At 63.7% G+C, this 22024-nt stretch carries 24 protein-coding genes and 3 pseudogenes; 13 read left to right on the forward strand and 14 right to left on the reverse strand.

Annotated elements, in window-relative coordinates; genetic code table 11:
• A pseudogene (locus C446_RS01140) lies at window positions 1-491 on the forward strand (ISH6 family transposase); the annotation flags it as partial.
• Between the two features lie 120 nt (window positions 492-611).
• Here the strand turns inward: C446_RS01140 and C446_RS20530 are convergent.
• Both C446_RS20530 and C446_RS01150 read right to left on the reverse strand, forming a co-directional pair.
• A pseudogene (locus tag C446_RS20530) lies at window positions 612-1092 on the reverse strand (hypothetical protein).
• A 193-nt stretch (window positions 1093-1285) separates the two neighbouring features.
• Window positions 1286-1714: a hypothetical protein gene (locus C446_RS01150; protein WP_006671209.1), complete on the reverse strand. Its 429-nt coding sequence runs from the start codon at window positions 1712-1714 to the stop codon at window positions 1286-1288.
• Window positions 1715-1999: 285 nt separating this feature from the next.
• On the opposite strand from C446_RS01150, the gene C446_RS18360 reads away from it, so the two are divergent.
• The 4 genes and pseudogenes from C446_RS18360 (at window position 2000) to C446_RS01180 (ending at window position 4530) form a co-directional block, all read left to right on the forward strand.
• Entirely contained in the window at window positions 2000-2347 is a 348-nt protein-coding gene (locus tag C446_RS18360) for a GIY-YIG nuclease family protein (RefSeq protein ID WP_152419332.1), read from the forward strand.
• A gap of 191 nt (window positions 2348-2538) precedes the next feature.
• Window positions 2539-2832, forward strand: a complete 294-nt coding sequence (locus C446_RS01165; protein ID WP_006671212.1) for a PadR family transcriptional regulator — start codon at window positions 2539-2541, stop codon at window positions 2830-2832.
• Window positions 2833-3179: 347 nt separating this feature from the next.
• Window positions 3180-3332 (forward strand): annotated as a pseudogene (locus C446_RS18365) (C45 family autoproteolytic acyltransferase/hydolase); the annotation flags it as partial.
• A 241-nt stretch (window positions 3333-3573) separates the two neighbouring features.
• Window positions 3574-4530, forward strand: a complete 957-nt coding sequence (locus C446_RS01180; RefSeq protein ID WP_006671215.1) for a PKD domain-containing protein — start codon at window positions 3574-3576, stop codon at window positions 4528-4530.
• 174 nt (window positions 4531-4704) lie between these two features.
• Here C446_RS01180 and C446_RS01185 read toward each other — a convergent pair whose 3' ends face one another.
• The 3 genes from C446_RS01185 to thiE form a co-directional block, all read right to left on the reverse strand.
• Window positions 4705-5787: a glutamate-cysteine ligase family protein gene (locus C446_RS01185; protein ID WP_006671216.1), complete on the reverse strand. Its 1083-nt coding sequence runs from the start codon at window positions 5785-5787 to the stop codon at window positions 4705-4707.
• A gap of 364 nt (window positions 5788-6151) precedes the next feature.
• Window positions 6152-7009 (reverse strand): hydroxyethylthiazole kinase, encoded by an 858-nt coding sequence (gene thiM / locus C446_RS01190; protein ID WP_006671217.1) that lies wholly within the window; start codon window positions 7007-7009, stop codon window positions 6152-6154.
• Complete coding sequence (gene thiE, locus C446_RS01195; RefSeq protein WP_006671218.1) at window positions 7006-7686, reverse strand: thiamine phosphate synthase; 681 nt, start codon at window positions 7684-7686, stop codon at window positions 7006-7008. Before thiE ends, thiM begins: the two co-directional genes overlap by 4 nt.
• A 120-nt stretch (window positions 7687-7806) precedes the next feature.
• Between thiE and C446_RS01200 the strand changes: the two genes are divergently transcribed.
• The 5 genes from C446_RS01200 to C446_RS01220 all read left to right on the forward strand — a co-directional run bounded on the left by C446_RS01200 (window position 7807) and on the right by C446_RS01220 (window position 12821).
• Window positions 7807-8502 carry a haloacid dehalogenase type II gene (locus tag C446_RS01200; protein WP_006671219.1) on the forward strand — a complete coding sequence of 232 codons (696 nt, stop codon included), beginning with the start codon at window positions 7807-7809 and terminating at the stop codon, window positions 8500-8502.
• Window positions 8503-8643: 141 nt separating this feature from the next.
• Window positions 8644-9732, forward strand: coding sequence for a branched-chain amino acid ABC transporter permease (locus C446_RS01205; protein ID WP_006671220.1), 1089 nt, complete (start codon window positions 8644-8646; stop codon window positions 9730-9732).
• Window positions 9729-11300, forward strand: a complete 1572-nt coding sequence (locus tag C446_RS01210; protein ID WP_006671221.1) for a branched-chain amino acid ABC transporter permease — start codon at window positions 9729-9731, stop codon at window positions 11298-11300. Before C446_RS01205 ends, C446_RS01210 begins: the two co-directional genes overlap by 4 nt.
• Window positions 11293-12123, forward strand: a complete 831-nt coding sequence (locus C446_RS01215; protein WP_006671222.1) for an ABC transporter ATP-binding protein — start codon at window positions 11293-11295, stop codon at window positions 12121-12123. Before C446_RS01210 ends, C446_RS01215 begins: the two co-directional genes overlap by 8 nt.
• Complete coding sequence (locus tag C446_RS01220) at window positions 12123-12821, forward strand: ABC transporter ATP-binding protein (RefSeq protein WP_006671223.1); 699 nt, start codon at window positions 12123-12125, stop codon at window positions 12819-12821. Before C446_RS01215 ends, C446_RS01220 begins: the two co-directional genes overlap by 1 nt.
• A gap of 116 nt (window positions 12822-12937) precedes the next feature.
• Here the strand turns inward: C446_RS01220 and C446_RS01225 are convergent, their stop codons facing one another.
• The 5 genes from C446_RS01225 to C446_RS01245 form a co-directional block, all read right to left on the reverse strand.
• Window positions 12938-14233 carry an ABC transporter substrate-binding protein gene (locus C446_RS01225; RefSeq protein WP_006671224.1) on the reverse strand — a complete coding sequence of 432 codons (1296 nt, stop codon included), beginning with the start codon at window positions 14231-14233 and terminating at the stop codon, window positions 12938-12940.
• Between the two features lie 327 nt (window positions 14234-14560).
• Entirely contained in the window at window positions 14561-15823 is a 1263-nt protein-coding gene (ftsY, locus tag C446_RS01230) for a signal recognition particle-docking protein FtsY (protein ID WP_006671225.1), read from the reverse strand.
• Window positions 15824-16220: 397 nt separating this feature from the next.
• Entirely contained in the window at window positions 16221-16673 is a 453-nt protein-coding gene (gene pfdA, locus C446_RS01235; RefSeq protein WP_006671226.1) for a prefoldin subunit alpha, read from the reverse strand.
• The gene (gene rpl18a, locus C446_RS01240) at window positions 16670-16846 is read right to left on the reverse strand and encodes a 50S ribosomal protein L18Ae (protein WP_006671227.1); all 177 of its coding nucleotides are present in this window, start codon (window positions 16844-16846) and stop codon (window positions 16670-16672) included. The genes pfdA and rpl18a overlap by 4 nt, the downstream gene beginning before the upstream one ends.
• Window positions 16847-16957: 111 nt before the next feature.
• Entirely contained in the window at window positions 16958-17905 is a 948-nt protein-coding gene (locus C446_RS01245) for a DUF6159 family protein (RefSeq protein ID WP_006671228.1), read from the reverse strand.
• A gap of 103 nt (window positions 17906-18008) precedes the next feature.
• Here C446_RS01245 and C446_RS01250 point away from each other — a divergent pair, with 103 nt between their 5' ends.
• Both C446_RS01250 and C446_RS01255 read left to right on the forward strand, forming a co-directional pair.
• Window positions 18009-18320, forward strand: coding sequence for an ASCH domain-containing protein (locus C446_RS01250; RefSeq protein WP_006671229.1), 312 nt, complete (start codon window positions 18009-18011; stop codon window positions 18318-18320).
• A gap of 3 nt (window positions 18321-18323) precedes the next feature.
• Complete coding sequence (locus tag C446_RS01255; RefSeq protein ID WP_006671230.1) at window positions 18324-18596, forward strand: hypothetical protein; 273 nt, start codon at window positions 18324-18326, stop codon at window positions 18594-18596.
• 218 nt (window positions 18597-18814) lie between these two features.
• Here C446_RS01255 and C446_RS01260 read toward each other — a convergent pair whose 3' ends face one another.
• Window positions 18815-19975 (reverse strand): MFS transporter, encoded by a 1161-nt coding sequence (locus tag C446_RS01260; protein WP_006671231.1) that lies wholly within the window; start codon window positions 19973-19975, stop codon window positions 18815-18817.
• Window positions 19976-20174: 199 nt separating this feature from the next.
• Between C446_RS01260 and C446_RS01265 the strand changes: the two genes are divergently transcribed.
• Window positions 20175-20777, forward strand: coding sequence for a hypothetical protein (locus C446_RS01265; RefSeq protein ID WP_006671232.1), 603 nt, complete (start codon window positions 20175-20177; stop codon window positions 20775-20777).
• A gap of 80 nt (window positions 20778-20857) precedes the next feature.
• Here the strand turns inward: C446_RS01265 and C446_RS01270 are convergent, their stop codons facing one another.
• From C446_RS01270 to C446_RS01280, 3 genes are read right to left on the reverse strand one after another with little or no spacing between them, the layout of a single operon-like run.
• Window positions 20858-21523: a translation initiation factor IF-6 gene (locus C446_RS01270; RefSeq protein ID WP_006671233.1), complete on the reverse strand. Its 666-nt coding sequence runs from the start codon at window positions 21521-21523 to the stop codon at window positions 20858-20860.
• Window positions 21524-21525: 2 nt separating this feature from the next.
• Window positions 21526-21804, reverse strand: a complete 279-nt coding sequence (locus C446_RS01275; protein WP_006671234.1) for a 50S ribosomal protein L31e — start codon at window positions 21802-21804, stop codon at window positions 21526-21528.
• 2 nt (window positions 21805-21806) lie between these two features.
• The gene (locus C446_RS01280) at window positions 21807-21959 is read right to left on the reverse strand and encodes a 50S ribosomal protein L39e (RefSeq protein ID WP_006671235.1); all 153 of its coding nucleotides are present in this window, start codon (window positions 21957-21959) and stop codon (window positions 21807-21809) included.
• Window positions 21960-22024 lie beyond the last annotated feature (65 nt).

Raw genomic sequence — 22024 nt, forward strand, 5'->3', positions numbered from 1 at the left:
CGTTTCCGCTCTCCGAGCGGAAAGCGATCGTCTCTGGCGTTACGAATGATCTGTTCCATCTGAAGAACTCTGTCGCACTTCATGCACCGAGGAATGAGCGTTTGGCGATCCGCGAGCGGATCGACCAAACGCTCGAGAATCTTCGGAAAGAAGCCTGGAGATTAGAGTGTCAAGACTCCCCAAAAGCAGCGACGTACCTCCGGGAATGGGCAGAAGCAACCGTGACGTTCGCGGAGTTCGCGCTTGACCAACAGCAGGTTCCGTGGACATCAAACGTGGTCGAACGAGCCATGGGTGAAATCTCGAAACGGTGTAAGAATCAATGGATGCGGTGGTCAGAAGCGGGGCTAGAGTCGCTTCTCTGGTTGAATCTGGTGCAGTACGCCGATCCCGAGCAGTTCGCGGCGTTCGCCGACGAACTGCTCGAGCGCTCAGCCAAAACAGCCATCACAATGGAGGTGTCAACTGAAGCTACCAGAGGCGAACTCTAGACGACTTTGGGACGGGACCAATTCCTTTGTGGCCTGCCACAAGCTCCCTCCTGTTTTACATTCGATACTGGTTGCCACGGGTGGTGAAATCGCAACTCGCAGGGAACCTGACGGACCTGGTTAGAAAATATCGCTGCTCGAAATCGTCGCCTGCTTGATATTGCGGTGATCCACACCACCGTGCCACCGTGCCACCGTGCTACCGCAGCAGCGCGAGAGTGCTCGCTCGAGTCATCTCGTCGTTGATGAGTGTACAGCCGGAACGACCGTGTGGTCGGTAGACGACGAAACAGCACCAACCGTCGTGCCGCCGGCGTTTCTCGTGGGACTCACGATAGGCTTCGAAATACCCCGGCTGACCGTCTGAACGCTCGAGCATGGCGGGCCTGACCGACGGGTGTCCCGTTCCCGAATCCGGCGTGGTGCCAGCTATAGTAGCCACTGCACGTCAGTGCACACCCGCTCGCCAGACGGATCGGCGATCAGTGTGCAAATCGTTGCAGTTGGTACTATAGCCCGCTCGAGGTCGAGCCGGCGCTTCTTCGCCAATCCGCCTCTCGCAGCTCGTCCCGAAGTGGTTGGCGTACTTCGAGCGGTTCACGCACACCGTGTGCGTTGCACACCTTGTGACCGCCGGCCGGTCCTCGAGCGGGAGTCGAGAGGTCTGCTGAGTACGGAAAGTTGATACGACACGCCGCGACACGGTGACCCCCAGTTTTGACGGTCGTGTACCCCCTCGGGGTCGAGCCCCGTGGCATTCGTCTCGACGGAGTGTAAACCGCTCTCCGGCGGATTCAAGCCTTGGATTCGTCGTTACACATGCTATTGTCCGCCGCTTGGACGAACTGAGTGCTGACACCCTCGTTGATCTGATACCACAACTCTATCCAGAGACAGGTATCCTCGTCACCGTCTTCCACACCCCTGAGACGGATCTGATCCACGAACTCGTCGACAGCACCGTGTACAGCGACGGGTGGTGACCCCTCCGGTGCCGTGAGTTCGATCTGTTCTACGGTTCCCCCATCGAGGGTGTACGAGTGCCAGTCTATCGCCCCGTTTTCGTGCTCGAGAGTCAGGTGAAACGTACGCGTTTCGTCGGCTCCGTTGTGAAGCTCGACGTGTACGTCCCGGGGTGGTGTTTCGAATCGATCCAGACACCCAGCGACCGTCGAACTCAACACCACGCTGCCAGTCAGAAGCGTCTCGCGCTTGGATGGCATACTTTATGCCGCTCGGTCGGCGAATATAACGATTGCTTCTCGCTGGCGTCGAAAACAGCGACACGTGGAAGGGGCGGTCGCGTCCGACCGGCCGGACGGTGTCGTGCTCGCCCACGAAATCTTGACCGAAGTACTCCCACTGAACTCGTGGTCGGCGGGACGCCGTTCGGAGCCACCATCTGCTCGGTCCTCGAGTATCGTTTCGGTACGACGAATATCGAGTATCGAGTATCGAATATCCCACTCGGCCAGTGAAATTACGTTTGTATCCGAGAACTCCACGGTATGGACAGAGAAGACGTTCCGGCGGGCCACGGCGTCTATGCACTAGCGTGCGATAATGCAGACGCATCCAGAGAGAGCCTCGCGAATTTTTTACCGGCACGTGCGATACCGCTGGCCCTCGAGTCACAGCGGTTGGTCTACGTCGGCGAAAGCCGCCACCTCCAGCGGAGAGTCAGAGAGCACGTCGACGGTGAATGGGGTGGCAAATTCACATCGGCACATCCACCGGTCGAACTGCTCGAGTACGAGTCCGTCGACAGTGGCGACGAGACGGACGAAAAGGGATTCGCGGAAACGTTTCACGACCCGCCCCAGACCTTCGTCTATTCCGATGTGATGGAGTATTGAGAGACGAGTCGTCCTCCAAAAGCACGTCCGAACGATCTCTACTTTTTCTCGCCGGCTGTTACTTCCCTAACTGACACTGACTGGAAGCAAGCGAACAGGTACCGGTTAGCACTCGCGTTTCGTGTCAGCAGAATACTATATTTGCGTTGCCTTCACCAAACTCTTTAATACATGTCTTCTAACAGTGATATATGCACGATTTAACTGCTTTCCAGCGCGACCTGTTGTACACGATCGCCGGCCAGGACGAACCACACGGTCTCGGGATCAAAGAGGAACTCGCGAAATACTACGGGACCGATATCAATCACGGCCGCCTGTATCCGAACCTCGATACGCTCGTCGACAAAGGCCTGGTCGAAAAGGGACAAGCCGATCAGCGGACGAACATCTATTCGGTCACCCGCCGTGGCCGACGGGAGATCGAAGCTCGCCGGGAGTGGGAAAACCAGTACGTCGGTGACACACTCGAGGCCGAGGACTAGCGACCGGATCGTCCCCGTTCGTCGGACAGCGACCCCCGGAGACATCCAATTCCCGTTTGACGACAGACAGCGGGCGGTATCACAGCACGGTATCGGGCGGATAGTCCTGGCTCTCGAGTTCTCGAACTCTCGACCGTCGAACGTCGAACCCTGCACCTCGCACTTCGCACCTCGATAGCACCCCGTCCACGCCGATATCGACTTCGGACTCGGAGACGATCGTCAGCCCCGAACCGCCTTCGAACGACGAACCAACACTGCCGGCCGTCTCCCCTGTGACTATCCTGGCGTCGTTCTCTTTCGCTTGCAGGCCACCGCTACAACCCTCTCGAGGCGCACCCTCGAGTATGAAGGATTCGGACGGAGAGACGGCCACCCAGCCGCTCGCGTACGACGAGGTCGTCGCCGGCGTCAACACGGCCGCCGAACAGGCGCGTCGTCGCGCGGAAACCGAACGCGAGGCCGTCGAGTGGGCGATCGACGAACTCGAGTCGTTGATCGTCGCTGCTTGGCTCGTCATCCCGAGTGCAAGTCCTCGAGCGTCGACCGGGCCCATGGTGCCCGTCCGAAACCGAGGATGGCACGTCTGACACTGCCGTCGACTGGTTCGCGGTGTATCGTTCGTGGTCGAACTGGCGGTCGACGGGAGCACTACACGTACTGTTCCCCCTGCATCGTCTTTATTGCTAATAGTTATTACGATAGGCATTGTTAAGTAGTTGGATAGAAACTATCCGTGCGATGTCGGAGAAGAACGATTCCGATGGCGTGACCGATCAGTCGACTACCCGACGCCGAACGCTTGCATCAGTCGGCACCGCTGCGACCGGATTGATGGCGATGTCCGGGATGGCGAGTGGTTCGAACGACGACGTTCAAATTCTCGTCGACCCAGAAACACCCTCCGTCGGTGAAGAAACAGTGTTCACTAGTACTGTCGGGTTCGCCGACCACTCGTGGACTATCTCGGGTCCGGATGGGTTCGAACAGAGCACCGACGAAACGGTTTCGGTGACGTTCGAGTCAGCCGGCGAGTACACGGCGTATCTTTCGGTCGAAATGTCGGACGGTTCTGTCAACGTCTCCAAAAGCGGTGACATAACGAGCGACGAAGATATCGATGTCGAACCGACAGCGGCGATCGACCTCGATGTCGGAGGTACGACGAAAATGGACGGCAGTGACTCGAGTACGCCGGCCGGTGAAATCGAACAGTACGACTGGTACTTCAGGAACCGTTCTCGGAATCCGGATCGAGGGGTGTTCGAGACATCCCCCAACATGTCCGGTGAAACGGCCGAAGAAAGCTTTGCCTCGGATACCCTGTGGGAAATCGGCCTCGAGGTAACGAACACCGGCGGGAACACCGATCGAGAGACCGTCGAGTTCAGGTCTCCGGAAGAGCCAACGGCAGCGTTCCTCGTTGATGGGTCGGAGAACAACCTCCTCCCATCGAACCCCGTCGAGCTCGATGCTGGCATCTCTTCGAGTCCGAACGGAGCGATCGAGAACTACCACTGGGAAATAATGAACCTCGACACCGGTGAGGAACAGACTGAAACTGGAGAGACACTCTCCCTCTCGCTCGAGTCGGAACTGCGGTACAAAGCACAGCTTACGATTACCGACGAGGACGGCATGGAGGATACGGAAGTCGGTAGTTCGTTCTGGCCGGACGCGGACAACGTTCCGGAGTGATCGACTACCGTCCCGTGTCGGGTACGTCGAGAACGCGCCAGGGCTAGAGCTTTCCGGCTGTAGTCGCTCAGGAGTCCGATCTACTCGCGACCCCCTGTGAGAGAGGACACAGCGGCCGATCGGTGACATCGTGTGGGTCGCAGGCGTCGAACTCGTCTACCCCGTCTTACCGTCTTACGCTCGAGCCCGCCCTAGTCCGACCTCTCGCTCTAGTTGCCCTGCGGCCTCGAGTCGCAACGTCTTCGCGTCCCGTTTCGTCACCCGCGAGTCGGGTAACCGCTCGGCAAGCGGTTCGTAGGCGGTGGGCGTGAACCCGAACCGACGCAGGTACCGCTGGACGCCCTCGTCGCCGATCCCGTCATCGATGGCGGCGTCGGTCACCCTCTCGACGGTAGCGAACTCGGGGAGGGTGAGCCCGCCGCTGGAGTTCGACCCCGCGTCGGTCACGCCGCGGGTGGCCGCTCGGTCGACGATCCCCCGAACCGTCTCCGCGAGGTCGAAAATCTGGCTCGGCAACGCCACGTCGGGCGAGCGCCACTCCACCGTCGGCATCTCCTCTCGGAGCCGGACCGGCGTCCAGACCGCGTCGTAGGGATCGAACTCCTCGTCGAAGACATCCGGATCGACGCCGTGCTCGAGCGCTCGGTTTCGGAACCGGTCGTAGGCCGTCTCGAGCCGCCGTTCCCACTCGCCGACGCTATCGACGTACGGCCACAGCTGCCCCTGTTCCGGACAGGGACCGTAACACGATCGCCGGTAGAGGTAGGGGCGAGCACACTCGACGATGGGTTCGCCGCGGTAGTGGGAGGAACTGCTGACGAGCGCGAAGGCGGGGTCGATCGCGGTCAGGGCGTTGAGTTGGTCGGCGACGCGGCCGGCATCGTCGGCCCGTTCGAAGTGGAGGTGGGTGCCGGCACAGACGCGGGCATCGTCGAACGTTGGGCCGACGATCCGTCGCTGGAGGGCGGTGCCGCGTTTGTCCCGGTAGGGGAGTTCGGCGGGGGCGGCGTGTATCGGCGTCGACAGCGGCACGAGCCGCTTGCCGCGTTCGTGGGCTGCATCGACGACATCACTGAGGAGCGCGCGAAACTCCGTCCGGAGTTCGTCCATCGTCGCACACGGAGTCGTTTTGAGCTCGATCATCGGCTCGACGAACTCGGGATCGATTCGATCCGAGCGGTCGAGCAACGGTCCAGGGGATACCAGGTCGCCGTCGTCGTCGACGACCCAGTACTCGACTTCGAGACTAGCATTCATGGATATCTCTATATCTCTATGGGAGACTGCGATCGCGTCCGCGTGCGACCGCTCCGCGGCCGTTCGCGTCGCGTTACGAGGCGCTCGAGCGGACTGAGGACCGCCGTCACCGCGCCGAGAACCGGCGGACGCCGCTCCGCTGGGGCTGGCGACGCCCGCTGCGTTTCATCCGCGTACTCCAGGGTAGCGCTCTACCGCGTGAAGCGATTGAGCCTGCACTGGCAGGCACCCCTTATCGGCGGATTGCCGGCCACCCCCTGTCGGGCCGCCGGGCTGCCGGCCGAGAGGAGCTCCCTGGTCGAGCAAGTGGTTTCGGATGAAACGAACGCTGAACGGCGAGAAACAGCGGCCGACCGACAGCCGGCTAGACGACGCGTTCGATCCGATCCTCGAGGTCGACCTCGAGACTCTCGTCAGCGTCGCGGTCGGTGCTCTCGGCGGAGAACCCGTAGACGGCGTCGTGGAAGTTCGTTCGGTAGCTTTCGGGGCCTCGGTATGCCAGTTCCGCGGCGCGTTCCCCCGCGATTCCGAACGCGAGCGTGCCATGGAGCGCAGCCGCGTGTTCGTCTTCGACAGCGCCGCTGAAGGCTGCGAGGGTCGCACCGAGCATACAGCCGGTGCCGACGACCTCGCCGAGCAGCTCGTGGCCGGCGGCGATCCGGTAGGCGCTGTCGGCGTCGGCGACGATGTCCTCGACGCCCGAGGCGACGACGATCGCACCCGTCGAGTCTGCCAGCGAGCGGGCCGCCCGCTCGATCTCCTCGTAGTCGCCGACGGACTCGACGCCTCTAACCTGGGAGTCAACCCCGGCGAGTGAGCTGATCTCCCCGTAGTTGCCCTTGATAATCGAAAACTCCGTCGTCGAGAGCAGGTCTTCGGCGACGGCCTCCCGGGTCGGAGTCGAACCGACGCCGACGGGGTCGAGCACGACCGGGACCTCGCGCTCGGTGGCCGTCTCGACGGCCTCGTGCATCGCCTCGATCTTTCCGTCGGGGACCTGGCCGGTATTGACCAGGACGGCGCTTGCCGCCCGTGCCATCTCACCCGCGTCGCCGGGCGAATCGGCCATCACCGGCAGCGCACCCCAGTGGAGGATCAGGTTCGCCACGTCGTTCATCGTGACCTCGTTGGTCAACGCCTGTACCAGCGGCTCGGCGTCGGTGACGGCGGCGAGCGATTCTGTGAGTTCCGCGTCGGTCACGTCGATTTCGGTGTCGCTCATCCCGTCGTGTCTCCGTCTCCCACGCTTTTCGCGGTTTCGACGGCGGTGGCGAGGGACTCGGTCGCGGCCCGCGGCTCCGGGGCAGCCGTGATTTCGGAGATCACCGAGACGCCGACCGCGCCGGCCTCGACGACCGGCCCCGCGTTCTCGGCAGTGATCCCGCCGATCCCGACGACCGGGATCGACACCGCGTCAGTGATCTCGGCGACTCGCTCGGGGCCGACGCCGTCCTTGTACTCCGCGACATCCTTCGAGGTAGTGCCGTAGATCGTGCCGACGCCGAGGTAGTCCGCGCCCGCCGCCTCGGCCTCGCAGGCCTGTTCGATGGTCGCGGCCGAACAGCCCACGATCGCCTCGGGACCGAGCAGGTCCCGGGCGACCGCCACGGGGAGGTCCGACTGCCCGACGTGGACGCCGTCGGCGTCGACCGCGTCGGCGATATCGACCCGGTCGTTGACGATCAGGTCGACGCCGGCCTCGGCGGTTAGCTCCCGTAGCTCGAGGCCGAGGTCGTACCGCCACTGGGCATCGGTTCCCTTCTCCCGTAACTGGACGACATCGATCCCGCCCGCGATCGCCTCGCGGACGATCTCGAGGGTCGATCGACCCTCCGAGACCGACTCCTGGGTGACGAGGTAGGTCTCCCAGTTCGCCGTCGACGGTTCCGTAGTGTCCATACTCGAGGTGGCGTCGGTGATCACTAAGCGACTTCGATCGTGGTAGTTGTGCGAGATAGCGACGGTTCCACCGAGTAATCCGGGCAGAGTTTCTTGGGTCCTGTCACCGAACCTCGAGCCATGTCCTTCGAACCGGAGCCGGTCAGTGCAGTCACGTTCGACTCCGACAGCACGCTCGTCGACGTCGACGCGATCGAAACCGCACTGGTCGACCACGAGGCCGTCACCGACGCGGATACGCCTGCCGTCGCGAACCGCTGGCGGCAGCGGTCGCTGGAGTACACGCTCGTGGGCAACACACTGGGGAACTACCAGTCGTTCGTCGAGATCAACCGTGCGGCCCTCGAGTACGCCCTGGCGGCCCACGGGATCGAGACGACGCCCGAGGAGCGTGCGGAGATCCTCTCGGTCTACCACGACCTCGAGCCGTTCACGGACGTCCGCCCGACCCTCGAGCGCCTCAGCGAGGCCGGCTACGACCTCTATGTCCTCTCGAACGGGTCGCCGGAGATGCTCGCGTCGATGATCGAGGGGGCCGGAATCGGCGACTACGTCACGGACGCGATCAGCGCCCACGAGGTGGCGACGTTCAAGCCCGACCCCGACCTCTATCGCCACGCCGCCGGCCGGACGGGGACGCCGATCGATCGGATCGCCCACGTCTCGGCGCTGTGGTTCGACGTCCAGGGAGCGGTCCACGCGGGGATGCAAGGGGTGTGGCTCGACCGGACCGGTCGCCCCTGGGAGCCGTTCGGCCCCGAACCGGACCTCGTCGCGGAGGGACTGGACGGAATCGCCGAGTTACTCGAGGCGTAATCCTCGACGTCCGCCGAGTCGTTTCGTCCTGCCTTCCGTCGGCGTAAGAGCTCGTTTACCGATCTACCGGAATTCCGGATTGTGAGAAATGGTATCATATGGCGTGACTTATTTATCGTCGGTTCGGGATAGCACACTGGTATGGGGGACACCACGGAGTTCACCTGGGAGCAATGGTTCGGCGTGCTCTTGCTCGCTGGCGTGGGTGTACTGATACTGGATGTCCTCCGACGGCTCGTGGTCGGTGATCTCGGCGTGTCGACGTTCTCGACGTTCCTGTGGCGCGGACTCGTGGACGGGCTGATCATCGGGCTCGCAGCCGTCGGACTGTCCATGACCTACAGCATCCTCCGGTTCGCGAACTTCTCGCATGGAGACCTCGTCACGACCGGCGCGTTCACGGGCTGGACGGCCGCCTGGCTGATCGGCGGTGCCGGCGTCACGGGGCTCGGTTCACGGCTGTTGTTGAACGCAGACGGATCGACCTCCGCACGCGAGTTGAACCTTCACGTCTACGCGGAACCGGTCGCGATCGTCGCCGGCCTCGTGATCGCGGCCGCCGCGACCGTGTTGGTGGCTCTCGCGATCGACAAACTGGTCTACAAACGGATGCGCGACGCCGGCGGCATCCCGTTGCTGATCGCGAGCGTCGGGGTCGCGCTCGCCCTGCGGTACGTCATCGTCTTCTTCTACGGTGAACGAACTCGAGGTATCGTCAGGAGTTCGCCGTCGATCGACCACTCGCTGCTTTTCTGGACGGACAGCCTGGTGGTCCACGAACTCGTCATGGTCGTCTCCGCGGTGAGCCTGATGCTCGGCTTGCACGGGCTGTTGCAGTACACGAAACTGGGGACGGCGATGCGTGCGATGGCCGACAACAAGGACCTGGCGCTGATCACCGGTATCCCGACCGAGCGAGTCATCCTCGCGACGTGGGTCATCGGTGCCGGACTCACCGGCGTCGCCGGCTACCTGATCGTCTTGGAACAGGAGACACTGAACTTCAACACCGGCTGGTTCCTCCTGCTTTTGATCTTCGCCGCGGTCATTCTCGGCGGGATCGGGTCGATCTACGGTGCCATCGCTGGCGGGCTCATCATCGGGCTGGCCGACAACATGATGCTCGTCTGGATTTCGGGCGATCTCACCCGCGTCGCCGCGTTCCTGTTGATGATCCTGATCTTCATCTTCCGCCCGCAGGGGCTGTTCGGGGGTGTCGAAACGGCATGACCAGCGACGATGTGGGCGATCAGGACGAGTCACGAACCCAAACCCGCGAGCACGAGGCCAGCCAAGTCGCCACCGACGGCGGCACCTCCGCGACGCTCCCGCTCGAGACCGACGCGGGAGCGCGGCCGCGCTGGCAGGTAGATCTTGGCTACATCGTTCTCACGACGGTCGCGATCTACGCTCTGATCACCGTCCTCGGTCTCCTGACGGGACTCGGCGTCGGTGGCATCTTCAGACAGCTCCAGACGGTGACGTTCCTGGCGGCGGCGTATGCCCTTGTCGTCCTCGCACTCAACCTCCACTGGGGGTACACAGGGCTCTTCAACATCGGCGTCGCGGGGTTCATGGCGGTCGGCGCGTACGGAATGGCGGTACTGACAGCGCCCCCCGAGGGGACGACGACGCCGGGGCTCGGGCTCCCGCTGTGGATCGGGATTCCGTTCGGCGTCCTCCTGGCCGGTCTCGTCGGATTGATCGTCGTCCTGCCGGCGCTTCGTATTCGGGCGGACTACTTCGCGATCGTGACGCTCGCGTTCGCCGAGGTGATCCGGCTGACGATCAACTCCGGCGCGCTGGCTGATTTCGAACTCCTCGGCCGGGAACTCGGCACCGGCGGTGGCCGGGGGATCAACTTCCCGCTGCTCGAGAGCGCGATTCCGCGGTGGGTTCTCTACCAGGGTGGTGATCCGGCACAGGGGGCGAACGTCGTTGGGCTGCAGATACTCACCGTGACGAACCAGCTCGGAATCGAACGAACGGTCGTCGAGTCGGCGGTCTACACGTCGATCCTCGTCGTGCTGGTGGTGATCGTCTTCGCCCTCCTGGTCCGGACCGCGAACTCGCCGTTCGGGCGGCTTCTCAAGGGCATTCGCGAGGACGAACTCGCGACGAAATCACTGGGCAAGAACACCGACCTGGTGAAGATCAAAGTGTTCGTGCTCGGCTGTGCGATCATGGGCCTGGCGGGGATTTTCTGGCAGGGGCGAAACGGCTACGTCGACCCCGACGCCTTCCTCCCGATCATCACGTTCTACATCTTCATTGCGTTGATCATCGGCGGCTCCGGCTCGAACACGGGCAGCGTGGTCGGCGCGCTCGTGTTCGCCGGCGTCCTCTTCGAGGGGCCGCCGTACGTCCAGCGGATCGTCACCCAGCAGGTCGATCTGCCCCGGCCCGCGACCGTCTACGACGGCGTGGTCGCGCTCGGCGCGTTCGATCCGCTGCCGCTGCTGGGGTATTTCGTCGGCCAGCTCGCGAACGTCCGTTTCATTCTGTTCGGTGTGATCCTGATTCTGCTGATGATCTACCGGCCGGACGGCCTACTCGGACACCGAAGCGAGCCCGCGTCGCCGCTGCACCTGAGTGCCGAACAGTCGCCGGCGGACTCGAGGTCGGCGAAGCGGGGCGGTGATGATGATGGTGGCGATAGCAGTGGCGGTAGTGATAGTGATAGTGATAGTGATAGTGATAGTGCCGGCGTCGATACCAGTACCGACAACGGCGACGACGACCCACTCGATTCGAACCCAGACGACAGCACCCCCGACCGAGGTGAGCCCGATGAGTGACATCGAACTACCCGAATCCGACGCGACCGTCTCGACGGAGACGGCGGACGGGGACGACCGGCCGCTCCGAGTCGAGAGCCTGACAAAGACGTTCGGCGGCATTCTCGCCGTCGATAGCGCCACGTTCGCCGTCGAGCGAGGATCGATCACCGGGCTCATCGGCCCCAACGGAGCCGGCAAGTCGACGACGTTCAACCTGATCACCGGCGTCCACGAGCCCGATTCCGGACGCATCTACTTCGACGGTGAGGACATCACCGGCCTCCAGCCCCACCGGGTCGCCGAACGCGGGCTCGTCCGGACGTTCCAGATCACCCGTGAGCTCGGCGAGATGACGGTCCTCGAGAACATGCTGCTGGCGTTCCAGAACCAGCGCGGCGAGGCACTGTGGCGTGCCGTCCTTCCCGGCGTCCGCGGGAGCGTCGTCGACCAGGAGCGAGAACTCCTCGAGCGCGCCTGGGAAACGCTCGAACTGTTCGAGATCGACCACCTCGCCCACGAGGAAGCCGGTACCCTCTCTGGCGGCCAGCGAAAGTTGCTCGAGCTCTCGCGGGCGTTGCTTACCGACCCGGAGCTGCTGTTGCTGGACGAGCCGATGGCTGGGGTAAACCCCACGTTAGAGGGGAAGCTACTCGAGCGCATCCACGACCTGACCGATCGCGGTTACACGTTCCTGATCGTCGAACACGACATGGACGTCATCATGGAGAACTGCGAACGCGTGATCGTCATGCACCAGGGATCGGTACTTGCGGACGGCCCGCCCGCGGCGATCCAGGCCGACGAACGCGTCATCGAAGCCTACCTCGGGGGTGAGGTCTGATGTTGACCGTCGACGGGCTGGACGCGGGCTACGGCGACTTGCAGGTGCTTCACGACATCGACCTCGAGGTCGATTCGGACGAGTACGTGGCCATCGTCGGGCCGAACGGGGCCGGGAAGTCGACAGTGATGAAGTCGGTCTTCGGATTGACGACCTACATGGGCGGCAGCGTCGAGTTCCAGAGCCGTGAGATAAGCGGCCGTCGTCCGGAGGAGATCATCACCCACAGCATCGGATACGTTCCACAGAACGACAACGTCTTCCCGTCGCTATCGGTGCGGGAGAACCTCGAGATGGGGGCGTACATCCTCGACGAAGTGCCCGAGGACGCGCTCGAGGACGTGTTCGACCGGTTCCCGATTCTCCGGGAACGCCAGGACCAGACGGCCGGCAGCATGAGCGGCGGCCAACAGCAGATGGTCGCGATGGGCCGGGCGCTGATGCTCGAGCCGGATCTGCTGTTGCTCGACGAACCGTCGGCAGGACTCGCGCCGGACCTGGTCTCGGACATGTTCGACCGTGTCGACGCGATCAACGACGACGGGACCGCGGTGTTGATCGTCGAGCAGAACGCGAAGGAGACACTGGGGCGCTGTGACCGCGGCTACGTGCTCGTCGGAGGCGAGAACCGCTACGAGGACGACGGCGACGCGTTGCTCGGCGACGAGCAGGTCCGACGCGATTTCCTCGGTGGCTAATCGACCGCCAGCGGCGGTCCGGCGGCGGTCCGGCGACGGCAACCGACGTGTCGGAAGCGAGAGTGAGAGCGACCTCGAGCCCGTTCCTGTTCCCGACCAGTAGCGATCGATCCTCGTCAGGGCTCGAAGTCCTCGATTCGGTCGACGGCTTCGAGCTCGAAGTCCTCGAACTCGAAAACGTCGTACGAGACGCTTTCCATGTCGCCGTTCTCGTCGAAACTGACGATGCTCGAGGCCCCCTCGTACTCGATGGCCTCCCCGTCGGCGGCGAGTTCGACGCCTTCGAGGAAGTTCGACGGGCCGACCGGCTCGCCGCCGCCGCTTGTGACCGCTCGCATCTGTTCGCTGATCGTCGCGCCGTCGTTTTCGCCGCCCCGGAGGTTCGACAGAATCTGGACCGCGCTGGCGTCGTAGCCGTGGGCGTTGAACACGCCCGGACTCGAGCCGTACTCCTCCTCGTACAGGTCGGCGAACGCGTCGGCTTCCGGCCCGTCGGCCGCCGGTGCCGTTCCCATGACGTTGTCCATCGAGTTGTCGACGTCTTCCGGTAGCCCGTCCTCGATCAACCCGTCGGTCACCATCACGGGCAACTCCTCGTCGAACTCCCCGTAGAAGTCCCGAAACAGCTGAATGCCGCTGACGGGGAACGCGACGACCATCAACAGGTCGGGGTCGTCGCTCAACGCGTCCTCGAGCCCCGACGTGTACGACGGCTGTTCGGGCTCGAACGGCACCTCGGCGGTGATCTCTCCACCCAGTTCCTCGAACGATTCGACGAACACCTCCGAGAGGGCCTGGCCGTAGTCGTCGTTCAGGTGGAACGAGGCCGCCGTCTCCCAGCCCCGTTCCTCGTAGGCGACTTCGGCCATCACGACCCCCTGAAGCGCGTCGCTGGGCGCGGTCCGAAAGACGTAGTCGCCGTCCAGGTCGGTGATCAACGGTGACGTACTCGCCGGCGAACACATCACGACCTGTTCGGGAATCGCGACGCTTTCGGCGACGGGGATCGTCACGTCCGACGCTGCGGCCCCAGTAAAGGACGGATAGCCGGCCGCGACCAGGTCTTCCGCACGGCTGATGCCGGCTTCGGACTCCGTCTGTGAATCCTCGCGTTGGACATCGACCGTTACTGGACTCCCCTCGTTGGTCAGTTGGATCGCCGGTAGCTCCGCGGCGTCCGCGATCGGCGTCCCGAGCTCCCCGAGGTCACCCGTTTCCGGTTGCAAGACCCCCAGCAGCACGTCTCGTTCGTCGGGGTCCGTCCCCGGCGCGTCGACGTCTGCCGGATCGTCTTCGTCTTCGCCGGGACCCCCCACGACCTCCTCGTCGCCGATACAACCCGCGAGCAGCCCTGCGGCCCCCGTTGCACCCATTCCCTTGACGTACGTTCGTCGGTTGATATGTTCTGACATGATCGACCCTCGACGGTTATCTGTCGATCGTCGGCCGGACGCTCCCTGCGGCGAGGACGCCGGTTCACGGAGTCGCCCACGACACATTGCGACACGTACCCACACGACAACGTACCACAAACCCCTATACGAGGGTTGTCCTTGGTTACGGTCACGAACAGTCCCGAAGAACGACCGTCTCGAGCGGGATACGAAGTGCGCCGAGCCCGCGTCGGGTGGGGGTCGGGGTCGCACAGACTCGAGTCCGAACCCGAACCCGAAATCGAGTCCGGGTCCGGGTCCGATCCCACGTTCGACTCGAGGCGACACCCCGAAGATGTAGTGACCTTACTCCTCGACTTCGTCTTCGTCTTCGTCTTCGTCGAGCAACCGATCGACCATCTCCTCCGGATCGAACCGCTCTATGTGGTCGTACCCCTGGCCGACGCCGAGAAACAGGATCGGCTTGCCGGTGACGTGGGCGATCGAGATTGCCGCGCCACCGTTCGAGTCGGCGTCCGCTTTCGTCAGGATCGCGCCGTCGATCTCCGCGGCCTCGTTGAACTCGCGGGCGCGGTTGACGGCGTCCTGACCCGCTACCGCCTCGTCGACGAACAGCGTCAGGTCCGGATCGACGACCCGGTCGATCTTCTCGAGTTGGTCCATCAGTCCCTCGTCGGTGTGCAGACGACCGGCGGTGTCGCCCAACACGACATCGACGTCGTTGGCGTCGGCGTACTCGACGGCGTCGTAGAGCACGGCAGCGGGGTCGCCACCCTGCTCGTGGCTGATGCATTTCATCTCCAGCGCGTCGGCGTGCTCCTGAATCTGCTCGTTCGCGCCGGCGCGGTAGGTGTCGCCGTTGGCCATCACCGCGTCGTAGCCGCGTTCCTCGAAGTAGCGGCTCATCTTGGCGATCGTGGTGGTCTTCCCGACACCGTTGACGCCGGTGAAGACGATGGTGACGGGCTTGTCCTCGATCGCGATACGCTCGTCGAAGTCGAACTGACCGACGCTGATCACGTCGTGGATCGCCTCCCGCAGGGCGTCCTCGACGACCTCGCCGGTCGACGTCGTAAACGTGCGGGTCTCGCCGACCAGTTCGTCGCGGATGTTGTCGAGTATCTCGTCGGCGACGCTCATCTCCACGTCACTCGAGAGCAACGCCATCTCGAGTTCGTGTAGCGGCCCCTCGAGGTCCTCCTCCTCGATGACGAACTTGCCGGTGACGAGCGATTTGGCCTTGTGACCGAAGCCGGTCGAGTTCTCCTCGGCGTCGTCTGTGCGTTCACTGTCGCCTTCGTGTCCGTCGGCCTCCTCGAGTTCGGTATCCGTCTCGGTTTCCGAGGGCGTCCCGGCCGGCTCGCCGGTGGACTCGGTGTTAGCCTCGGTCTCGGTCTCGGTTTCGGCCGTCTCGGCTTCTGCCTCGAGTTCGGCATCGGCCACACCGTCGCGGTCGTCGGCTGCTTCGAACTCGTCGGGTTCGCCGGAACCCGACTCGTCTTGGAGTTCGTCCGCTTCTTCTGGATCGACTTCCTCGACGTTCTCCTCGGCGGCTTCTTCGGCGTCCTTGCGGAAGCTCCCGAGTTTCTCTTTCAGGTTATCGAACATGGCTCTTGGTCTGAATAGTGATCGTAGTCGTAGTCGTAGTCGTAGTCGTGGTCGTAGTCGTAATCTGCATCTGCGTTCGAATTCCCGCCCGGTTCCGTCCGACCGCCATCGCAGTGACGGGAGCGTGCGAACGGGTCGGGAACGACGATCGGTCCCGACGAGAGCAGTTACCTGTTCCGTCGGCGTCGCGAGTGATAGCAGTGGCGATTCCCGGCCCGCACGACCAGTCTCGGACCGAGCGACGACCGCACTGGCGGACAACACAGTACGTCCGTCCCAGTCCACTCACGGTACGAGTCACAGTGAGGCCGGTACGTCGGCACATCGGTGTTGTACTCCGCATCAAAAAGCGTCGTCTTCGCCCCGTCGGCGGCGACGATCGACCGGGAGCCGATCGTTACTCGTCCGACTCCGGACCGCCGCCCATCTGCTGTTGCATCTGCTGTTGCATCGCCTGCTGCTGGAGCTGCTGGGCCTGCTGCTCGAGTTCCTCGCTCTCGGTTTCGAGTTCGGCGATCTCCTCGTTGACCTCGTCGATGCGGTCGTCGAGGTTCTCCTTTTTGTTTTCGAGGGCCTCGATGGCGTCGTCTTCCTCGAACTCGGCGGCGTAGTCGGCTCCGAGGTCGACGATCGCCTCGTCGATGTCCTCGATCGTCGCTCGCAGGTACGCGCCGCCGCCGATCGGCATCTGCACGGTCGAGCCGCTCTCGAGGGTTTCCAGAGCCTCGATAGCTTCGTCGACCTCCGTCTTCTCCTGTTGGATCGACTGGACGTTCGTCTCGAGGGCTTCGATCTGCTCTTGAATCTCCTGAAGCTCCTGGGACAGCTGCTGGAGTTGCTGCTGACTCATTGTGCGTCGACCCCCTCGAGGTCGATCTCGGTTCGTTTGAGTCCGTGCTGGCTCCCGAGCTGGGAGAAGGCGTGTTCGCGAGCGACATCCTCGTTTTCGGCGTCGACGGTCGTCTCGAACTCCGCGTAGCCGTCGCGGGTCTTGAACTGACCGGTCACCGTGTATTGACTCATGGCTGTTCTTCCGGTGGGCAGTCGGAAGAATCTTCCCTTCCTCCCTTCCCTCTCTTCGCTCTCTTCTCCTTCCGTCCCTCCCGCCGACAGGACGACCTCACTGCAGGCGGCCTAAATCCGTCCGGGCTGGTCGCCGGGCCCACCGCCCATCGTCGACCGGGAACTGCGTTTCCGCCGTGCGAGTGCGTCGGGATCGATGCCGTCGAACTCCGGGGGCAACTCGCCATCGTCGGCGTACCGGTACAGCGCGGTCTTTGCGATCGCGGTCGCAGCGTTGTGGACGATCGCGATCCCGACCAGCAACGCGATGGTCGGACCGATCGTGTACGGAAGTACCGCGGCAGGCGGCCCGAACAGGAGTACCGGTGCGCCGATCCCGAGAACGAGCACCACAGCAGCGGCCACGATCGTGACGAGGCCGATGCCGAGGCTGATCCCGCCGACCTCCCCCCACGTCTCACGGAACAGGTCGACGCTGTCACGCATCGACTCGCGGACGCCGCCATCTCTGAAGACGATCACCGGAACGATGAAAAACGTCATCGCGAACCAGGCGAAGCCGGCAAGCACCCTGACGAGCGCGGCGAGTTTCCCCTCCTGGCTCTCGAGAGCCTGAAAGAGCATACCGACGGTCGCCCCGACGAACCCCCACGCGAGGATCGTCCGCTTCGATGCCCAGGCTCCGGCCAGCCCGTCACGAACGCCGGTCGGCTCGCCGGCAAACAGTTTCCCGACCGCGTGGACGAGCGCGGCGCTGAAAAACGTCGCAACCGCGGTGGCCGCGAACAGAAAGAGAAAGGAGCCGACGAGCCCGACCGCCGCGGTGACGAGTTCGGTGCCGAGATCGACGGCGACGCCCTCGAGGGCGGCGATTCCGACCGCGGAGGCGAAGACGACGACTCCGAGGCCGACGAGCAATCCGAACAGGCCGACGACCGCCGCGAGTCCGTACAGAACCGGGAACACGAGCAACCACTTCTCACGTCGGAGAACGCCGAACGACGCGTGCGCGAGCGCGAACCCGGTCCGAACCCGGGTGATCGCGGATCGGAGGACCATACCGCCAACGTATTCGTACCGTGTCATAAGTTTTGTCGGCCGGCTCATCGCGTGGCCCCGTCCGGGACCAAACGATTTTGCTCCCGGCGTCCTACCTCCGACCATGGCCGAAATCGAACCCGGCGAACTCCTGCCGAACGACCGTATGAAACAGCAGGCCCTCGAGGGCGAGGTCACCCAGATCCACCGCGGCCACCAGTACGCCGACGAGGGCGACACGTTCACCATCGAAGACACCACTTTCGAGGTCCGGGAGGTGACCGACCGTACCCTCGGTGATCTCACCGACGAGGACGCCAAGGCCGAGGGAATGGAGGACCTCGAGGGATATCGTCGGCTGCTCGAGCGCGCTCACGAGAACTTCGAGTGGGACGACGACAGCGATGTCGTGTGCCACCGGTTCGAACGGCAGTAACGAATGAACCACCTCCCACCGCTTGGCGACGGCGAGTGGCGGCTCCCCAACCACGCCCACATCGTCGTCTACGACCGTGAGGACAGCGACCGCGGCCTCCTTACCATCTACGACTGCGGCGCGGCCCAGAAACCCCCGCGGGCACAACTGCTCGGCACCCTCGAGAACGTCGACGCCGAAGCCGAATTCGAGTCGACGCCGACGGGGCGGATCGTGAAACTACGCGAGGAGGCGACGCTGACCGAAGGCGAGCCGGATCGGTTCCGTATTCAGTAATGCTCGAGACGCTCGGCGTGGCGCTGTTCGTGCTCGTGGCCGGGTTCCTGTTGTTCCTGCCGTCCCTGGCCGCGCGGTGGTGGCAGTCACGGGAGCGAGACGAGAACGAGTCGGAGTAGGAGAGGGAGACGGCACGACCCCAGTTGAACCGACGCGCCGGTCGCGTCCACCTCGACCGACGGGGTGGCAGAGTAGGAAGTGGCGGAGAGTGCAGACGATCAGACCGGGAGCCGATCCGTCCGCTCGAGGAGCAAGAGTGAGACGACTAGGACGGCCAGGCAGACGGCAGCGATTCGGAACACACCGTCGTAGCTGTATCCGCCCTCGATGAACAGCCCCAGTACGAACGAGCCAAGCGACTGGGTGAGCATCCACATCGAACTGAAGACGGCGTAAGCACTGCCCCGGGTCGCATCCGGTAGCGTATCGAGCAGGAAGGTATCCGTCGCCGGGAAGAGCGCGTGGATGACGAAGCCGAGGACCGCAGAGAGGAGGACCAGTCCGACGAACCCCTCTACTGCCGTCAGTACCAGTAGACTCGCCGAGAACAGGCCGACGATCCCGAGCAGGTACGGGATGAGGGGGAGCCGGTCCGCCAGGTCGCCGCCGAAGTAGAAAGCCGGGATGCCCGCCGCGAACACGATCGTGAGCAGCATTCCCGACGACTCGGCGGAGAGCTCCTTCGACTGCATGTACAGTTCGTAGAAGTTGAACACACCCTGCCAGACGAACGAGGCTGCGCCGACGATCGCCAGCGCGGTCACGATGATGCGCCACTCCGAGAGCGCGCTCGCGACGAAGTTCCGGTCTTGTTCACCAGCGTTCGGTAACTCGGTCCGTTTCGCCGCGAGCGCGGTGTAGACGGTTATCACTGCTGCACCGGCGGCGATCAGCCACAGCGACAGCCGCCAGTCGCCGAGGACGACCGTGACTGTGACAAGCGGCGCGGCGAGTACCGCGGCGATCTGGCTCGCAGCCCCGTGGATTCCCATGACGCGGCCGACCCGGTCCGGGAACAACTCGCTCAGGAAGGGGTTCGCGGAGACGAAGTAGACGCCCGACGCGATCCCCATCAGGAAGGCACCGACCATGAGGTGTCGGACCGAAACCGCCGTCGCGGCGAACGCCGAAGCGACCGCGAGGATCGATCCGGAGCCGAGCACGACGTAGTGGCGGGGAACCTTCGTCAGCAGCCAGCCGGTCGGCAGACGCGGCGACGCGCTACCGACCCAGGCAAGCGTCACGAGGAGCCCGGCGGTCGCCTCGCCGATCGCAAACTCCGTGATGATGACATCGAGCAGCGGCGCAAAGATGATTCTGGCGAGATTGAGGAGAAAGACGAGCCCACAGAGGGAGGCAAACAGACGAGCGCGGCTCACGTCACCCCTTTCCGGTAGGAGACCTCAAACGTTCCGAAGCCGGAACTGTTTGAGAACGCGGCGCAACCGGCTCGCGACTCGAGAACGATCGTGACCGGCAGGGCTATTGCGGTTGGTGGGTGCACAGGCGGTTAACCGGACCTAAATTTCGTTACTTCGTTCGAAAGCAATAATACGGTCGATAGAAACAGTCCTACAGATGACACGACGGACGATCGCCGTTGCCCTCCTCATCGCCATCGTCTTGCTTGGAACCGCCGCTGGAGTCGTCGGGTGGTATCAAACGACGGCTCTGACAGTCGAACAGAGCGACGACCGACTCGAGATACACGCTGGCGACGAGCACGTCGAGACTATCGAGCTCACCGATGCCCAGGAGGTCGCGACCGCGACGCACGACGATGCCGAGCTAACCGTCGTGTACGTCGCCGATTCGGAGGTCTCCGCGACGGCACTGATCGTCGTCTGGGACCTCCACGAAAACGGATTCTGGCACGACGTGGAACTCGAGGTCACGCCGGCGGAAACGGGATTCGCGAGCTTCGGCGAACCGGCAACGACGCAGTATTCGGATGGCTGGCTCACGAGTGAACCGGACACCGCCGAACCGGGCTCGCAACTTCACGTCGACTACCCTCGTGGCTGGGATCACGGTTACACGGCGACGACGACGTTTGCCTCGACCGACGCGAGCAACGAGACCGTCGCGTTCGAGGCACGCCTGACGGGCGACTCGCTCACCGGCGACCCGGTCGAACTCACCGTTCCGTTCGAAGTCGACTACGACGAGCTGTCGGGATAGCTCACGGACACTTTGGGCGGAAACAGGAGAGGAAGAGTCGAGCAGACGCTGGACTCGAGGGTCCAAACCCGAACCGCGAGTTACTCGAGATAGCCCAGCGCGTCCTCGATCCGGCCCAGCTCCGGTCCGGTCGTCTCATCGCCGACGACGTAGCCGGTCTCGTTGGCGATCAACCCTGAGCCAACCAGCGGCGCGCCGTAGTTGACGGTGCCGACATCGGCTCGTACGTCCAGAACGTCCTCTAGAACGTCCAGTTCCTCGTCGGTCGCCTTCGGGTGACAGAGCACCCCGGAGTTGGTCGCGACCGCCGCGGTGCCGACGGTGCGGACGCCCGCGAGGTCGCCTCGCTCGACTGGGACCTCCAGTGTGTCCTTGACGATCTGGATCGCCTCCCGAGGGAGATCGGGGTGGACGTAGGCCCCGTAGTCGTTCGCGAGCACGACGTTGCCGGCGGCGTTGATACTGCCGGGCAGTTCGGCGACGGGGAGGTCGACGGCCTCCTCGAGCCGTTCTCGCTCGTAGTCGAGGACGCGCGAACTGACGAGCAGGCCGTTCTCGTTACCCGTCGCTAGCGCACCGACCGTCGAGGAGCCGCCGATCGTGGTCTCGACGGCCGGCACCTCGAGTTCGTCGGTCAGGTCGGCGACATCGTCGTCGTCGACGTCGTGGCGAACGAGCACGCACGAGTCGGTCGCGCGGGCGAAGACGCCGACGTAGGCCGACCCGGCGAAGGCGAGGCGTTGCAAGTTTAGTCGGCGACCTCGGCCTCGACGACGGCCTCACCCTCTTCCTCGAAGCGGGCCGCGCGGACGCGGAGCTTTCGTGGCGGGTTGGATCGGCCGTTCGACCAGACCGCTTCGTTGATCGAAGGGTCCAGGCGGATGGCGTCGTCCTCGACCGCGAAGTGTTTCGCGAGGTGTTCGCGGACGAGTCGCATCGCCAGGTCCGCGGCCTCGTGGTTGGCCCCCTTCTTGACGTCGCGCAGCGGAACGGTAACGACGCGTTCCTCGAAATCGCTTGCACTCATCGTTATTCGTCGGTGTCGCTACGTCGCCAGTTGCGTCGCTTCGGGTTCCGCTGGACATCCATGTCGGTCTTCATCATGACCCAGGCCGGAACGCGGCTGTTCTGGTTCTCGAGTTTGGCAAGACGCTTCTTCTTGCCCTTCGATTTCTTACCCATAGTAGCCGAACGTAGCCCACGGTGGCTTAAAATCTTGTTCATTGGAGTGCGACCGCGGTAGCGAC

This window comes from Halobiforma nitratireducens JCM 10879 (assembly GCF_000337895.1).
Lineage (GTDB): Archaea > Halobacteriota > Halobacteria > Halobacteriales > Natrialbaceae > Natronobacterium > Natronobacterium nitratireducens.

Bases quoted from the DNA above. Each gene is read 5' to 3' on its own strand.
- C446_RS01150 (WP_006671209.1), bottom strand. From the start codon at position 1,714: ATGCCATCCAAGCGCGAGACGCTTCTGACTGGCAGCGTGGTGTTGAGT.
- C446_RS18360 (WP_152419332.1), top strand. From the start codon at position 2,000: ATGGACAGAGAAGACGTTCCGGCGGGCCACGGCGTCTATGCACTAGCG.
- C446_RS01165 (WP_006671212.1), top strand. From the start codon at position 2,539: ATGCACGATTTAACTGCTTTCCAGCGCGACCTGTTGTACACGATCGCC.
- C446_RS01180 (WP_006671215.1), top strand. From the start codon at position 3,574: ATGTCGGAGAAGAACGATTCCGATGGCGTGACCGATCAGTCGACTACC.
- C446_RS01185 (WP_006671216.1), bottom strand. From the start codon at position 5,787: ATGAATGCTAGTCTCGAAGTCGAGTACTGGGTCGTCGACGACGACGGC.
- thiM (WP_006671217.1), bottom strand. From the start codon at position 7,009: ATGAGCGACACCGAAATCGACGTGACCGACGCGGAACTCACAGAATCG.
- thiE (WP_006671218.1), bottom strand. From the start codon at position 7,686: ATGGACACTACGGAACCGTCGACGGCGAACTGGGAGACCTACCTCGTC.
- C446_RS01200 (WP_006671219.1), top strand. From the start codon at position 7,807: ATGTCCTTCGAACCGGAGCCGGTCAGTGCAGTCACGTTCGACTCCGAC.
- C446_RS01205 (WP_006671220.1), top strand. From the start codon at position 8,644: ATGGGGGACACCACGGAGTTCACCTGGGAGCAATGGTTCGGCGTGCTC.
- C446_RS01210 (WP_006671221.1), top strand. From the start codon at position 9,729: ATGACCAGCGACGATGTGGGCGATCAGGACGAGTCACGAACCCAAACC.
- C446_RS01215 (WP_006671222.1), top strand. From the start codon at position 11,293: ATGAGTGACATCGAACTACCCGAATCCGACGCGACCGTCTCGACGGAG.
- C446_RS01220 (WP_006671223.1), top strand. From the start codon at position 12,123: ATGTTGACCGTCGACGGGCTGGACGCGGGCTACGGCGACTTGCAGGTG.
- C446_RS01225 (WP_006671224.1), bottom strand. From the start codon at position 14,233: ATGTCAGAACATATCAACCGACGAACGTACGTCAAGGGAATGGGTGCA.
- ftsY (WP_006671225.1), bottom strand. From the start codon at position 15,823: ATGTTCGATAACCTGAAAGAGAAACTCGGGAGCTTCCGCAAGGACGCC.
- pfdA (WP_006671226.1), bottom strand. From the start codon at position 16,673: ATGAGTCAGCAGCAACTCCAGCAGCTGTCCCAGGAGCTTCAGGAGATT.
- rpl18a (WP_006671227.1), bottom strand. From the start codon at position 16,846: ATGAGTCAATACACGGTGACCGGTCAGTTCAAGACCCGCGACGGCTAC.
- C446_RS01245 (WP_006671228.1), bottom strand. From the start codon at position 17,905: ATGGTCCTCCGATCCGCGATCACCCGGGTTCGGACCGGGTTCGCGCTC.
- C446_RS01250 (WP_006671229.1), top strand. From the start codon at position 18,009: ATGGCCGAAATCGAACCCGGCGAACTCCTGCCGAACGACCGTATGAAA.
- C446_RS01255 (WP_006671230.1), top strand. From the start codon at position 18,324: ATGAACCACCTCCCACCGCTTGGCGACGGCGAGTGGCGGCTCCCCAAC.
- C446_RS01265 (WP_006671232.1), top strand. From the start codon at position 20,175: ATGACACGACGGACGATCGCCGTTGCCCTCCTCATCGCCATCGTCTTG.
- C446_RS01275 (WP_006671234.1), bottom strand. From the start codon at position 21,804: ATGAGTGCAAGCGATTTCGAGGAACGCGTCGTTACCGTTCCGCTGCGC.
- C446_RS01280 (WP_006671235.1), bottom strand. From the start codon at position 21,959: ATGGGTAAGAAATCGAAGGGCAAGAAGAAGCGTCTTGCCAAACTCGAG.